Below are 13,790 nucleotides of genomic sequence, written 5' to 3'. Positions count from 1 at the left end.
ATAACAAATGCCCGGAGGAAGTCTAAAAAGACTTCCTCCGGGCATTCTTTTTTGTGATATGGCTATTTCAGATCCACCCGGAATCCGATGGTGGTGCCCTTCTGGTAGGCCGTGATGCTCCCCCGGTGCTTTTTGGCGATGGACTGGGCGATGGACAGGCCCACGCCAAAGCTGCCGGAAAAGGTCCGGGCCTTGTCCGCCCGGTAAAACCGGTCAAAGAGGCGGTCCAGCTCCAGCGTTCCCACCTCCGCATAGGTGTTCTCCACCGTGAGGACCGGGTGCCGCCGCTGGGAGAGGGTCACCTGGATCCGCCCTCCCGGGTCGCAGTATTTCAGGGCGTTATCCAGCAGGATGGCGGTCAAGCGCCGGATGAGCGCCTCGTCCCCGCAGTAGGTCACGCGGGGCTCTAAGGCCGCCGTGAGGGTCTTGTTCCGCTCGGCCGCCAGGCTCTGGAACTCCGAGACGGTATCGGTCACCGCGCCGCTCAGATCAAAGGCGGTGCACTCCAGCGGGGTGTCGCTCTCATCCATCCGGGACAGGGTGACCATCTGGTTGATGAGCAGGCCCATCCGCTCTCCCTCGCTGCGGATGTCGTCCAGCCACTCGTTCTTTCCCACCTCCGATTCCACGATGTCCAGATTGGACAAGATCAGGGTCAGGGGCGTTTTCAGCTCGTGGTTGGCGTCGGTGATGAACTGCTTTTGCTTTTCATAGCTGTCCGCGATGGGGCGCACCGCCCGCTTGGAGATGATGATGGTCAGCCCCAGAATGAGGACGGCGCTCCCCAGCAGGACCAGAAAGGCCGTGAAGAGCAGACGGTTGGTCACGTTCTGATTCATGGCCCCGTTGACGAACACCATGGTGGAGCCCGTGTCGGTCCGGACCACCTTGTAGCGGTAATCCGCGATCCAGCCCCGCTCGGCGCGCTCCTTCACGGCGCGCTTGACATAGTTTTCCACCTCCGACTCCGAGATGGAGGAAATCGAGTCGATGTTGACCCGGTCGATCTCCTGCCGGTCATCCAGCCAGACCGTAAAAAAGCGGGTGCTGAACTGGGTCTCGGCCGTAATGACGTCGGAGTAGGGGAACTGGGAGGGCGGGCGCTTTTCCAGGGGATCAAACTTGGGAAAGACGCCGTCATTGGAGGAAATGGCGTCGGTGAGGGTGTCCATGGTGCGGTTCATCTGCACTCGGCTGAAAATCAGAATCAGCAGGAAGATCCCAAAGAACACCACAAATATGGAGGCGGCGCTGATGAGAATGAACCGCCGGCGCAGATTCCGGATCATGCCTTGACCTCCAGAACATAGCCCGCGTTGCGCACAAAGCGGATCTCCAGCGGGGCCTGGAGGGCGGCGATCTTCTTGCGCAGGTTGGAGATATGTACCCAGACCACGCTGGTGTCCACATTGGTGTCCCACCCCCACAGGTGGGTGATGAACCGCTCGGTGGGCAGGATGGTGTTGGGGGCCTGCATCATCATCTCCGGCAGCTGGAACTCCTTGCCGCTGAGGGACTGCACCCGCTCCTGATACCCCAGCTGATAGGTGGAGCGGTTGAGGGTCACCGGACCCAGAGAGAGCAGGTCGGGCAGATAGGTGTCCTTTCTGCGCAGCATGGCCCGCACCCGGGCCAGCAGCTCCGCGGTGGAAAAGGGCTTGGGCAGATAGTCGTCCGCGCCGGCGTCCAGCCCCTCCACCCGCTGGGATACCTCGGTGCGCGCCGTCAAAAAGAGGGCTGGGGTGGTGACCCCCTCCTTCCGCAGGGTCTGAAGCACCTTCAGACCGTCCAGGCCCGGCATCATGATATCCAGGATCAGCCCGTCATACTCCTGGGACTGCCCGTGGGCCAGCGCGTCCTCTCCGTTGGAGACTCCGTCCACGCAGAACTTGTTGCTCTCGAATATATGCACCAGCGACTTGAGCAGCTTGGGGTCATCCTCTGCTACCAGCAGTCTCATAGGTCCACCTCCCCGTTTTTCCACTCCAGTATAGCACACCTGCCTTAAAATAGCCTAAAGGAGTTTACTCCACAGCGTGTCGAGAAACCTCGACACGCTTCTCAAAAATGCAAGCATTTTTTCGAGAGGATACAGGCCGCCGCGCGCATGGCCCAAAGGGCCACACACTTGCGGCCTGAGAAATTTACTCCAGTTCAAAGGCGCCTGTGTAGAGGTGATAATATACGCCCTTCTTCTCCAGGAGGCTCTCATGGGTGCCGCGCTCGATGATCCTGCCGTGATCCAGCACCATGATGACGTCGGAATTCATGATGGTGGAAAGCCGGTGGGCAATCACGAACACGGTCCTTCCCTCCATCAGGCGGTCCATGCCGCTCTGTACCAGGGCCTCCGTTCGGGTGTCGATGGAGGATGTGGCCTCGTCCAAAATCATGACCGGGGGATCGGTCACAGCCGCCCGGGCGATGGAGATCAGCTGGCGCTGTCCCTGGGACAGGCCGCCGCCATCCCCCTGGAGCACGGTCTGATAGCCGTCCGGGAGCATCATAATGAAATTGTGCGCGTTTGCCAGCTTGGCCGCCTGGATGCACACCTCATCGGAGGCGTCCGGGTTGCCGTATCGCAGATTTTCCATCACCGTTCCGGTAAACAGGTTCACATCCTGCAGCACGATCCCCAGCGAGCGGCGGAGGTCCGCCTTTTTGATCTGGCCGATCTCGATTCCATCGTAGCAGATCTGGCCCCGGTCGATCTCATAGAATCGGTTGATGAGGTTGGTAATGGTGGTCTTTCCCGCTCCGGTCGCCCCGACGAACGCGATCTTCTGCCCGGGCTGCGCGTACAGGCTGATGTCCTGCAAAACCGGCTTATCGGGCACATAGCCGAAGTCCACATGATCCAGAACGATCCTGCCCTCCAGCTTGGTCAGGGAGGAGCCGCCGCGGCCGGGCTGCTTTCAGGCCCAGGTGCCGGTGTGCTCCCGTGTCTCTTCCAGAACCCCGTTCCGCTCCGTGGCATTGACCAGGGTCACACGGCCCAGGTCCTCTTCCGGCTGCTCATCCATCAGGGCAAAGATCCGCGCCGCACCGGCCAGGGCCATGACGACGGAGTTGAACTGGTTGGATATCTGGGAGATGGGGCTGGTAAAGCTGCGGGACAGGGTGAGGAAGGAGGCGATCATGCCCAACGTCACCGTTTTGACTCCGAATATACTCAGGTTGGTTACGCCGTCAATGGCCATCCAGGCTCCCACCACCGCAACGATCACATATTGCAGGTAGCCCAGGGCGTTCATCATGGGCATCATGGTATTGGCGTATCCGTTGGCGCTGGCAGAGCTGTGCTCCCAGGCCGTATTCTTCTCCCGGAAGATCTCCTTGGCCTGGCGCTCGTGACAGAATACTTTGACCACCTTCTGCCCGTGGACCATCTCCTCGATGTAGCCGTTCAGATCGCCCAGCGACATCTGCTGCTGGATGAAGTAGTATCCGCTCTTCCCCACGATCCCCTTGATCAGAAACAGGCTCACCGCCACCACCGCCACCACAATGGCGGTCAGATAGACGCTCAGGTAGAGCATGCAGCAAAAGACCGCCGCAATGGTGCACACCGAGGAGACCAGCTGGGCCAGGGACTGGGCGATCATCTGCCGGAGGGTATCCGTATCATTGGTATAGCGACTCATGATATCCCCGTGGGTATGGGTGTCAAAATAGGATACAGGCAGGTCCTGCATCTTGGCAAACATCTCGTCCCGGATCTGCTTCAGGGTTCCCTGGGCGATGGTCACCATGGTCCGGTTGTAGATCCAGGTGGCCAGGACGCCCACCAGATAGACCACCGCCATCACCCCCAGCGCCTTGAGCAGGGGCCCAAAGACCGGGGAGGTCTGTCCCAGCAGCGGCACGATGTAGCCGTCGATCAGGGTCTGGATGAACACCGAGGAGGCCGCACTGGCCACCGCCGAGAGTATGATACAGACCGTAACCACCGCCATCTGCTTCTGATAGCGCTTCAAATAGGAGAGGATTCGTTTTGCGGTTTTCCAATCCATTCCTTGCTTAAGCATGGCACCCACTTCCTTTCTGCTGGGATTCAAATACTTCCCGATAGATGGCGCTCTCCTTCAGCAGCTCTTCGTGCTTTCCGATGGCGGAGATCTTTCCGTCATCCAGGACGATGATCTGGTCGGCGTGCTGCACGGAGGAGATCCGCTGGGCAATGATGATCTTGGTGGTCTGGGGGAGATATTCCGCAAAGGCCTTTTGGATCAACGCGTCTGTCTTGGTGTCCACCGCGCTGGTGGAGTCGTCCAGGATCAGGATCTTGGGATTTTTCAGCAGGGCTCTGGCAATGCACAGGCGCTGCTTCTGTCCGCCGGATACGTTGGTACCGCCCTGCTCGATATGGGTGTCATATCCCTTGGGCATGGCGGAGATGAACTCGTCCGCACAGGCCAGGCGGCAGGCCTCCTGCATCTCCTCCTCGGTGGCGTTCTCATTGCCCCACCGCAGGTTCTCCCGGATGGTCCCGGAGAAGAGCTCATTCTTTTGCAGTACCATGGCCACCGCGTTGCGCAGGGTGTCCAGGTCATAGCGCCGCACATCCACGCCGCCGACCAGCACCGCCCCGGCGCTCACATCATACAGCCGGGGGATCAGCTGTACAAAGGAGCTCTTGGAGGAGCCGGTGCCTCCGATGATCCCCACGGTCTGGCCCGCTTGGATGGTCACGTTTGCCTGGTCAATGACCTTCTTCCCCGCCTTGGAGGCATAGACAAAGTCCACATTCTGATAGCAGATGCTTCCGTCCCGCACCTGGCGGACCGGATCCTTCGGATTCTGAATGTCCGACGTCTCCTGCAGCAGCTCCGAGATACGCTCCGCAGAGGACTGGGCAATGGTCATCATGGCGAACACCATGGAGAGCATCATCAGGCTCATCAGGATCTGGATGGCGTAGCTGAACAGGGCCGTCAGGTCTCCGGTGGTCAGTCCAAGGGCCGCATTGTTCCCGCTTGCCACAATGGCCTTCGCGCCCAGCCAGGAGATCAGCAGCATGCTCAGATACAGGCAAAACTGGAGCAGCGGCGTATTGAGCGAGATGAGGCGCTCCGCCTTTGCAAAATCTTGATAGATCCGCTCGGAAACCCGGTCAAACTTCTCGATCTCCTTGCTCTGCTGGTGGAAGGATTTGACCACCCGCACGCCCCGCAGATTCTCCTGCACCACATTGTTGAGCCGGTCGTAATTTTCAAACACCTTCTGAAAGATCGGGTGTACGGTGCGGACGATCAGGATCAGGCCAATGCCCAGCACCGGGATCAGCGCCAGGAACACCAGGGAGATCCCCCGGTTGATCCGGAAAGACACCACCATGGCAAACAGGATCATGAACGGGCCGCGCATGGCCAGCTTAATGAGCATCTGATAAGCGTTTTGTACATTGGTCACGTCTGTGGTCAGTCTTGTGACAATGGACGAGGTGGAGAACTTGTCGATGTTGGAAAAGGAAAAGGTCTGGACATTGTCATACATGTCCTGCCGGAGGTTGGCCGCAAAGCCGGCCGCCGATCTTGCGGCCGCCAGGGCGGAGCCCATTCCGGTCATGAGCTGAAGCAGGGCAAACACTACCAGCGCCAGACCATACTTCAGCACCAGGTTCATCTCTCCCTGTTCCACGCCCCGGTCGATGAGCTCGGCCATGCACAGGGGGATCACAATTTCAAACACCACTTCAAACAGGGTCAGGCCGATGGTGAGCAGGGATGTCTTTTTGTACTCACGCAGGCTTTTCCAAAGGGTTTTGATCATATGCTTCTCCTTTCATTTTGTAGCTAGCTACACTTTCGGGTAAAAAAACGCCGCCTGGCGGCGTTTCAGGTGAGGTTATGGTAGATCTGCTCCAGCAGCCGGTGCAGCTCGCTTCTGCTCCGGGCATCCATGCCCTTGACCAGCTTTTCTTCCAGCGAGGCGATATCATGGCGTATCTCCACAAAAGCCGCCTCGGCCCGGGGGGTCAGCGCGGCGATCTTGTTGCGCTTATCCCGCTCATCCACATAGCAGTGCAGATACCCGTTTTTCTCCATGCGGGTGATCAGTCCCACCACGGTAGGATGCGATACGTCCAGAGATTCCTCTATGAATTTCTGTGTGGCGGAACCGCCCGCGGCAAACACACATTCCAGCACCCGCACCTGTGAAAGGGTCAAATTGCGGGCTTTCAGGGAGGAATCTGCATCCACTTTGATCTTCTCTGTGATCTGTTTCAGCAGATACCCAATTTCTTTCTGTTCCAACTGCAATCGCTCACCTCCAAACATGTAGCGCGCTACATATTATAGACAGCAAATGGTCCTCTGTCAAGCCTCATTTCCCCTTCTGTGATCCTCGGCACAAAAACAGCGGCACGGAATCTTCCGTGCCGCTTTCATCAAAGGGGCTCTCTCCGATCGGTGATGCCCAAAATATAGTCAATACTGGTCTTGTAGAAACCAGCCAGCTTGATGAGGACCTGTGTGGGAATATCATTTTCTCCGGTTTCATACTTTGAATATCCAGTCTGAGACATCCCCAGAAATTTGGCCACCTGTGTCTGGTTCAGGTCAGCGTCTTCCCTTAAATCGCGCAGTCTGTTCATGGCACTCACCTCGAACAGAGTATGGCATAACCTAAAATAGAGTATTTACTTTTAATCTGTTTCAGGTTAAAATATTCCCGAGGTGAATACTATGCCTGACTACAAAGAAATGTATCTGACTTTGTTTCGCGCCACCGAGCAGGCGATCAACACCCTGATCGCCGCCCAGCAGCAGTGTGAGGAGCTATATATGAACGCACCCCAGGGCGATTTGATTGTCCTTTCCCAAAGTCAGGACACAGAGGAAACCTAAAGCAGCGGCATGGAATCTTCCGTGCCGCTGCTTCTGCTTTCTGAAAAGAGCCAGGAGAGACATCGCTCCATGCTGACCCGTCCGAAAAAATAAGTCGGAGCAAACGATAAAACGCTTGCTCCGACGCTGGCGCAGCGGGAGGGATTCGAACCCTCGTGCGGTTGCCCGCAAACTGATTTCGAGGGGAATCGATGTGATATACTGGCTGCTTATTACCACACCAAACAATTTTATTTATACGGATAAGATAAGGAAAATCGCATTTTCCACACCAGTTTATCTACAAATATTTTTCACGATATGGTCTCTCAAAACTCACCGAGTACCATTTGGGCACCATAAATTATGGTGCCCATAATAGATCTTGTTTCAAGCTTATCTCTCTAATGATCTAGCTCCACGATTTTAGCCTTTATCTTCGCCAACGATCCTCTATCACCTGCTTGATTTCCTGAATATACCACTCGGAACGTTCTTCAGAAAACAGCGGTTCTTTCAGAATCCGATTTTTCTTTTCGGCTCTGCCAAACTCTCTCCGGAGCAAATCGAAATCAATTTCGCGAATCTCAAACTAGTGGAACGGTACAATATGAAGGAATGCCATTCAAAAGCCCCACACAATATAGAGGTAGCGGTTGCTGTAGATTTTTACTTTCTTAGGATCCCGGAGAATTCCTTCTTCCAGTTTTCCAGTTGTCCGCTAGGCAGCCTTCTTTTATTGCTTCTCAACGTGCTCTAAGCCGCACTGTGGCTAAATATGGTCATTACTTCACAGAACAGTTTTAGTACAGTGTTCATAAAGATTAGAATACGATACCCTTTACATGCAATCCTCAAACTCAAGAACCCTATCTATGATTTATTTGCATCGATGTGCAAACAGCATGCAGCCCGTACAAGTAGGCTCTGTCAGTACCGCTGATGATGAAAATTTATTTACATTTTACATTACACTGATCGATATATTTACAATCCTCTGGTACTCTTTATTTGTGCGAGAAATCCGCATTATAAAACGGGAGGAATATCTGTATGAGTACCCTGGAGAAAAACACTGTCAACCAATCTCAGAAACTGATGATCTTTGTGCTGACCATGTCCCTGTATGGACTGGCCACTCTGTTTACCGAACTGATCCCCAAGTTCCAGATTGGTCTTGTGGAGCTATCGGTGGAGTTTTTCCTTTTCATCCCCTTGACTCTAGCTATGCTCTTTGATCCCCTGTCTGCCGCCCTTGGTGCTGCTACCGGCGAATTGGTGTTCAGCGAGATTATGCTGGGCCAGTTCGGCGGCCTGGGCGAGCTGGAGAAGTTCCTTACTGTGACCATCGGTGTTTACATTGCCGGCCGGATGGTACGTGACCCCAAGAACCGCGCCATGGTAGGTGTAGCTGCCATCACCGGCACCGCCGCCCAGCTGCTCATGGGTACCATCGTAGACATCGCCAAGGTTCAGTTTGCCGTGGAGGACTTCGAGGCCGTGGCCGGTCTTCCCGAGAGCGTCTTTGCCACCGAAGGCTTTGCCTTCCTCAACGACCTGCTCTTCTCCGGGATCTTCTTCTGCCTGCTGCCCACCCTATACCTGGTTCCCAAGCTGTACGGCAAGATTGAGCCCCTGCTGGGCATGGCTCCCCGCACCGCCGCCAGCACGACCTCGGGTCTGAGCCCCAAGGCCATTCTGATCTGCGTCATCGGCTTTGTCTGCGCCATCGCCGCCGAGCTGGCCGCCACCGCCGGCATGTCCCTGGTGGACTGGGAGGCCGAGTGGGCCGAGAGCGGCACCGCCCTGGCTTCCGGTATGGTTGTGGCCGCCGCCCTGGCTGTCATCATCCTGCTGGTGATGAGAAAGAACGGCGAAGGGAAAACGGCCTGCTGATATGAATGCGATTGAAATCAACGGCCTGACCTACACCTATCCGGGCGCGGCTCACCCCACCCTGTCCGACATTTCTCTCCAGATTGAAAAAGGGGACTTTCTCGCGGTCGTTGGCAACAACGGCTGCGGAAAATCCACCTTGTGCAAGGTCCTCAACGGGCTGATTCCCCACTTCATTACGGGTGAGTTTCAGGGCCAAGTCCGCGTGGAGGGACTGAACACCCTGGACAGCGACGTGGGCACCCTGGCCCAAAAGGTGGGCTATGTCTACCAGGATTTTGAAAATCAGATTGTCCGTCCCACTGTGCTGGACGACGCCTCCTACGCCTGTTTAAACTATGCCTTTCCGGACTATCTGGAGCGTGGAAAAACGGCACTGTGCCAATGTGGGCTGGAGGGTCGGGAAGAGGAGTACATCTGGCAGCTGTCCGGCGGACAGACCCACCTGCTGGCACTGGCAGGTGCGGTATCCCTGAGCCCCGATGTGCTGATTCTGGATGAGCCCATTGCCCAGCTGGACCCCATGCATGCCGACCGGATCTACGAGGTTCTGCGAGAACTCAACCAGAAGCACGGCAAGACCATCCTTGTCATCGAGCACCACACCGAGTATATTGCCGACTACTGCCGCCACGTCCTGCTGATGAAGGACGGGCAGGCGCAGTGGCTGCTGCCCACCAGGGAGGCCCTCCAGCATGTGGAGGAGCTGGAGGAGTGCAACATCTTCCCGCCCCAGGTGACCCAGGCAGCCTACCGGCTGCGGAAGGAGGCAAAGCTCCCCTCCGGCGCGCCCCTTCCCACCACGGTGGAGGAGGGCCGGAACGCTTTCTCCGCCCTGTGCTTCCGCCCCGGAGCGGTCCCAATTCCCACCCCATGTCCCGCCGGGCAGCGGGCGGTCTCCTTCCAGGACGTCTCCCTCTCTTACCGCTCCGTGAAAGGGGCGCCTCGCTCCATCTTTGACGGACTGAATCTGGACATCCGGAAGGGGGAAAAGGTGGCCCTGATCGGCTCCAACGGGGCGGGCAAGTCCACCCTGATGAAGTTGATGGTGGGGCTGCTGCGGCCCCAAAGCGGAACAGTCTCCCTCTTTGATGAGCCCATCGGGGCAAAAAAGGCTGAGGATCTGTCCCGGCAGATCTCCCTGGTCTATCAGAACCCGGAGGAAATGTTCATCAAGGACTCCATCCGCGCTGATATCTCCTATGCCATGCAGGTACGTGGGCTGCCCGACTGGCAGGAGCGCACCGACGCCCTGCTGGCACGCTTCCGGCTCACGGAGCTTCAGGACCGGGACGGCCGCCTCATGTCGGGGGGCCAGATGCGCCGGGCCAGTCTGGCCATCGGCGTGGCCCTGGAGCCGGGCATCTTGCTGCTGGATGAACCCACAGCCAACCTGGATATCGCCACTCGCCGGGAAATTATGGGTGTGCTGGAGGATATGAAGGACATCATTCAGACTGCCGTTATCGCCACCCACGACATGCAGCTGGTGTGCCAGTGGGCAGAGCGGATCATCGTGCTGCAGGGCGGCCGGGTGGTAGCCGACGGAACCCGGGACGAAATCTTCGCCCGGCAGGATTTGGTGGACCTGGTGGGCATCCGCCCGCCGGAGATCTTCTCCATGGCCCAGGCGCTGAACCCGCAGGCCCTCTGTTACACCGTCGAAGAATTTACCAACCGTTTTCAGGAGGCATAAGCTATGGAACGCATGATGAGCAAGCTGTCGGAGAGCGTCCTGGACAAATTCTCCATGGACTTTCTCCGCAGCCAGGTGCTGAAAAACGCCTACGGCAACGACGACACGGTGATCGCCGCTCTGGACCCCCGCATTCTTATCGCCTGGTACCTGTTTTTCGGCGTGGTGCCATGGTTTGTCAACGACCTGTCCTTTCTACTGGGCTGCTTCCTGCTGGTGATGGTCACCACCCTGCTGGCCCATGTGGCAGGGCTGGTACTCTTTCTCTTTGCCCTGGGGGTGTTCTCCCAGACGGGCTACCTCTTTCTGGCCACCCTGCTCTTCGGCGGGGATGCCTCGGCCATCGCTCCCATGCTGGTGCTCACCCTGAAGGTGGCCACCATCTCCCTGGCCTCGGTTACCGTCTTTTCCGGTCTGGACCCCGACCGGCTCAGCAACGGACTTATGTGGTACGGCTGCCCTGAGCGGCTGAGCTTCTCCATCTCCTACGCCTACCGCATGCTCCCCATGCTCATGGAGGAGTTCCAGAACGTCCTCCTCTCCTACCGCCTGCGGGGTAATCCCCCCGCCCACGACACCCTGCGTGGCAAGGTGCGCTACCTCATCTATCAAGTGAAAATCATCATGGAGTCCTTCTACCCCCTGATGCTCAACACAGCTAAGCGCTCCCGCACCACGGTGGAGGCCCTGGAGCTACGGGGCTACCGCTATGCGGCCGTCAACAAAACCGTAAAAAAAATAAAGCTCTCCACCCTGAAAGTGTCGTATAATGATTTATTATTCCTGGCACTCTCCGCCCTGTGGGTAGCCCTGTGCATTCTCTGCTCCACTTTGCTCTGAAAGAAGGTTTTTCCCTTGCGACTTGATTTTCACACCCACGGAAAGCTGGCCAAAAAGCTGCCCTTTTCCACCGCCTATACCGACTGGCTCTTTGACGAGGCCCACCGGGCCGGGCTGGACGCCCTGTGCCTCACCGAGCACTTCAACACCCTGCAGTTCGACGACCTGTATGGCTACCTGTCCTCGGTGAGCCGCCGGACAGAGGACGTGCTGGAGCTGCCCAACGGGCTGCGCATCTTTCCGGGCATGGAGACCGATGTGGCCGAGGGCGGCCACATCCTGTCCATCGGCCCCCTGGAGGCCATTTTAGAGCTGAACCACCGGCTGGAATCCCACAAGGAAAAGGGGAACTTCCTCCCCTTCGCCCAACTCATGGACCTGTTCGGAGAGTACCCGGTGCTGGTAGGCTGCGGCCACCCCTACCGCACCCCGGGCCATGTGCCCGAGCTGCCGCAGGAGCAGCTGGAGCGGCTCCAGTTCCTGGACCTGAACGGGAAAGACCTGGCCCTGGACCGCTCCCGCACGGAGGAGCTGACCTACGCGCTGGGCCGGCAGCTCCACATCCCCGTGGTCTCGGGCAGCGACACCCACCAGGCGGTACAGTACGGCTGCGTCACCACCGTATTTCAGCGGGAGGTCTGCTCCGTCTCCGCCCTGAAGGCCGAGATGGATGCCGGGCGGTATGAGATCCAGCTCTCCGACACCGCCGCAGCCCAGGTGCGCACCGCCTGTCTGCTCAAGCGCTCTCTGAAGGAGATTCACGCTCTGGGCGGCGACTATGTCTCCATTCTCACCAAGGAGGCCATTGCATGAGTATCCTCACCGACGCCCTGGCCGGGCAGGTAGTGGAGGCCGTCCGGCGGGCCGGCTCTCTGCTGACCGCCCCCTCCGCCGTTCAGACTGTGGTGCCCAAAAGCCGGACGGACTTCGTCACCAATGTGGATCTCACCGTGCAGAATACCCTCCGGGGTCAGCTGGAACAGCTGGCCCCGGCTGTGCAGTTTCTGGGGGAGGAAGGGGAAAAAGCTGCCATTGACCTACGCCGTCCCTTCTGGATTCTTGACCCAGTGGACGGCACAACCAATCTAATCCATCAGTTCGGGCACAGTGCGGTGTCTCTGGCGCTGGCGGAGAACGGGCAGATCTGCTTTGGTATTGTTTATCAGCCCTATACCGGAGAATGCTTTACCGCCCGCCGAGGAAAAGGGGCTTTCTTAAACGGCCGGCCCATCCGGGTAAGTGGGGCTGACCGGCTGGCAGACAGTCTGCTGTCCACCGGCACTGTGCCCGGCCGGCGGGATCTGGCCGATCAGGCTTTTTATCAGATGAGAGCCCTCTATGACCGCTGTCAGGACATTCGCCGGGCCGGATGCGCCTCCCTGGATCTCTGCTGGGTGGCCTGCGGTCGTCTGGAGGGGTACGTGGAGCTGGCCCTCCAGCCCTGGGACTATGCCGCCGGTCTGCTTCTGGTGGAGGAGGCAGGTGGTCGGGTCACCACCCCCGATGGCGCGCCCCTCTCCCTTCTGGAGGGCAGCGGCGTGCTGGCCTCCAATGGACTGCTTCACCCAGCCCTCATCGATGTACTGAATGAACAGGAGAAATACCAATGGAACTATGCCTTGCTATCTCACCCGGAGAACTGACCCGGGCCGAGCAGAAAATTCTGGACTACATCAACACGAACACCGATGCCTTTCTGTTTTCCTCCATCGGACAACTAGCCCGGCGGCTTGGCCTCTCCGATGCCACCGTATCCCGCTTCGCCCGCCACGTAGGTTGTACCGACTTTAAGGAGCTGAAATCCCTTGTGGTGGAGCAGGCTGCCGGGCCTGCTGCCAAGATGGCAGGAACTCTGTCCCAGGACGGTGGTTTTTCTCCCATCGCTTGGCTGGAGCGGCAACAGCTCTATCTGCAAAAAACCGCCCAACAACTGGATCAGGTGGAATTTGACCGAGCAGCAGATGCGCTGGTCTCTGCCCGGCGAATTTTTCTGCACGGAAAAAATGCCTCCTCTTCCCTGGCCAACATGCTGGCCTTCCGCCTGCGTCGCCTGGGACTCCCTGTCTCTCTGCTTCCCTCAGGCGGCTCGGAGCTGCTGGAGGGCCTGCTCCAGGCTGAAGAGCAGGATCTGGTAGTCATGTTCAGCTTTTCCAAACTATCCCGGGAGGGCCGGGTCATTCTGGACCACAGCAAAACGGTAGGCTACCAGACATTGGCCTTTGTCAGCCGTACCTGCATCCCGCCAGAAGAGCAGGCAGACATCAGCCTGTTTGCCTATCGCGGCGAGGAGAAGGAATACCACTCCATGTCCGCCCCCACCGCCCTGCTGGATGTGCTGACCGTGGCCGTAACCGAACGGCTGGGCCAACGGGGAAGCGACAGTCTGGAGCGGCTCCACCAGCTGAAAACCAGCTACTTCCCCTTGGGATAAACACCACACCGCACAGGAGGGTATCTGATATGAAACTGCGGAACTGAGCCAAACAGCTGACCATCCGTCTCATCTCCCGCTCGGTCTGGGGACTCAG

The 13,790-nt window shown here is 58.0% G+C and carries 12 protein-coding genes and 1 pseudogene; 7 read left to right on the top strand and 6 right to left on the bottom strand.

Going from position 1 to position 13,790, the window contains the following annotated elements; genetic code table 11:
* Positions 1-62 precede the first annotated feature (62 nt).
* The 6 genes and pseudogenes from INF37_RS02740 to INF37_RS02715 form a co-directional block, all read right to left on the bottom strand.
* Positions 63-1,289: a sensor histidine kinase gene (locus tag INF37_RS02740; protein ID WP_193536277.1), complete on the bottom strand. Its 1,227-nt coding sequence runs from the start codon at positions 1,287-1,289 to the stop codon at positions 63-65.
* Positions 1,286-1,960, bottom strand: a complete 675-nt coding sequence (locus INF37_RS02735; protein WP_193536275.1) for a response regulator transcription factor — start codon at positions 1,958-1,960, stop codon at positions 1,286-1,288. The genes INF37_RS02740 and INF37_RS02735 overlap by 4 nt, the downstream gene beginning before the upstream one ends.
* Positions 1,961-2,144: 184 nt before the next feature.
* A pseudogene (locus tag INF37_RS02730) lies at positions 2,145-4,028 on the bottom strand (ABC transporter ATP-binding protein).
* Positions 4,021-5,772 carry an ABC transporter ATP-binding protein gene (locus INF37_RS02725; protein ID WP_101693694.1) on the bottom strand — a complete coding sequence of 584 codons (1,752 nt, stop codon included), beginning with the start codon at positions 5,770-5,772 and terminating at the stop codon, positions 4,021-4,023. The pseudogene INF37_RS02730 and the gene INF37_RS02725 overlap by 8 nt, the downstream one beginning before the upstream one ends.
* A gap of 65 nt (positions 5,773-5,837) precedes the next feature.
* Positions 5,838-6,263 carry a MarR family winged helix-turn-helix transcriptional regulator gene (locus tag INF37_RS02720; RefSeq protein WP_180956892.1) on the bottom strand — a complete coding sequence of 142 codons (426 nt, stop codon included), beginning with the start codon at positions 6,261-6,263 and terminating at the stop codon, positions 5,838-5,840.
* A gap of 128 nt (positions 6,264-6,391) precedes the next feature.
* Complete coding sequence (locus INF37_RS02715) at positions 6,392-6,598, bottom strand: helix-turn-helix domain-containing protein (RefSeq protein WP_193536273.1); 207 nt, start codon at positions 6,596-6,598, stop codon at positions 6,392-6,394.
* 91 nt (positions 6,599-6,689) lie between these two features.
* Here INF37_RS02715 and INF37_RS02710 point away from each other — a divergent pair, with 91 nt between their 5' ends.
* The 7 genes from INF37_RS02710 to INF37_RS02680 all read left to right on the top strand — a co-directional run bounded on the left by INF37_RS02710 (position 6,690) and on the right by INF37_RS02680 (position 13,693).
* Positions 6,690-6,851 (top strand): hypothetical protein, encoded by a 162-nt coding sequence (locus INF37_RS02710; RefSeq protein ID WP_180956893.1) that lies wholly within the window; start codon positions 6,690-6,692, stop codon positions 6,849-6,851.
* Between the two features lie 1,032 nt (positions 6,852-7,883).
* Entirely contained in the window at positions 7,884-8,726 is an 843-nt protein-coding gene (locus tag INF37_RS02705; protein WP_193536271.1) for a cell division protein FtsQ, read from the top strand.
* Position 8,727: 1 nt separating this feature from the next.
* Positions 8,728-10,422: an ABC transporter ATP-binding protein gene (locus INF37_RS02700; RefSeq protein ID WP_193536269.1), complete on the top strand. Its 1,695-nt coding sequence runs from the start codon at positions 8,728-8,730 to the stop codon at positions 10,420-10,422.
* 3 nt (positions 10,423-10,425) lie between these two features.
* Entirely contained in the window at positions 10,426-11,262 is an 837-nt protein-coding gene (locus INF37_RS02695) for an energy-coupling factor transporter transmembrane component T family protein (RefSeq protein ID WP_193536267.1), read from the top strand.
* Between the two features lie 15 nt (positions 11,263-11,277).
* The gene (locus INF37_RS02690) at positions 11,278-12,075 is read left to right on the top strand and encodes a PHP-associated domain-containing protein (protein ID WP_193536265.1); all 798 of its coding nucleotides are present in this window, start codon (positions 11,278-11,280) and stop codon (positions 12,073-12,075) included.
* Positions 12,072-12,905: an inositol monophosphatase family protein gene (locus tag INF37_RS02685; protein WP_193536263.1), complete on the top strand. Its 834-nt coding sequence runs from the start codon at positions 12,072-12,074 to the stop codon at positions 12,903-12,905. The genes INF37_RS02690 and INF37_RS02685 overlap by 4 nt, the downstream gene beginning before the upstream one ends.
* The gene (locus INF37_RS02680; protein WP_193536261.1) at positions 12,869-13,693 is read left to right on the top strand and encodes a MurR/RpiR family transcriptional regulator; all 825 of its coding nucleotides are present in this window, start codon (positions 12,869-12,871) and stop codon (positions 13,691-13,693) included. The genes INF37_RS02685 and INF37_RS02680 overlap by 37 nt, the downstream gene beginning before the upstream one ends.
* The last annotated feature ends 97 nt before the right edge of the window (positions 13,694-13,790 follow it).

It is taken from the genome of Pseudoflavonifractor gallinarum (assembly GCF_014982855.1).
Taxonomy (GTDB): domain Bacteria; phylum Bacillota; class Clostridia; order Oscillospirales; family Oscillospiraceae; genus Pseudoflavonifractor_A; species Pseudoflavonifractor_A gallinarum.
The sequence above is the reverse complement of the archived record's forward strand: the minus strand, read 5'-3'. Positions and strand labels throughout refer to the sequence as shown.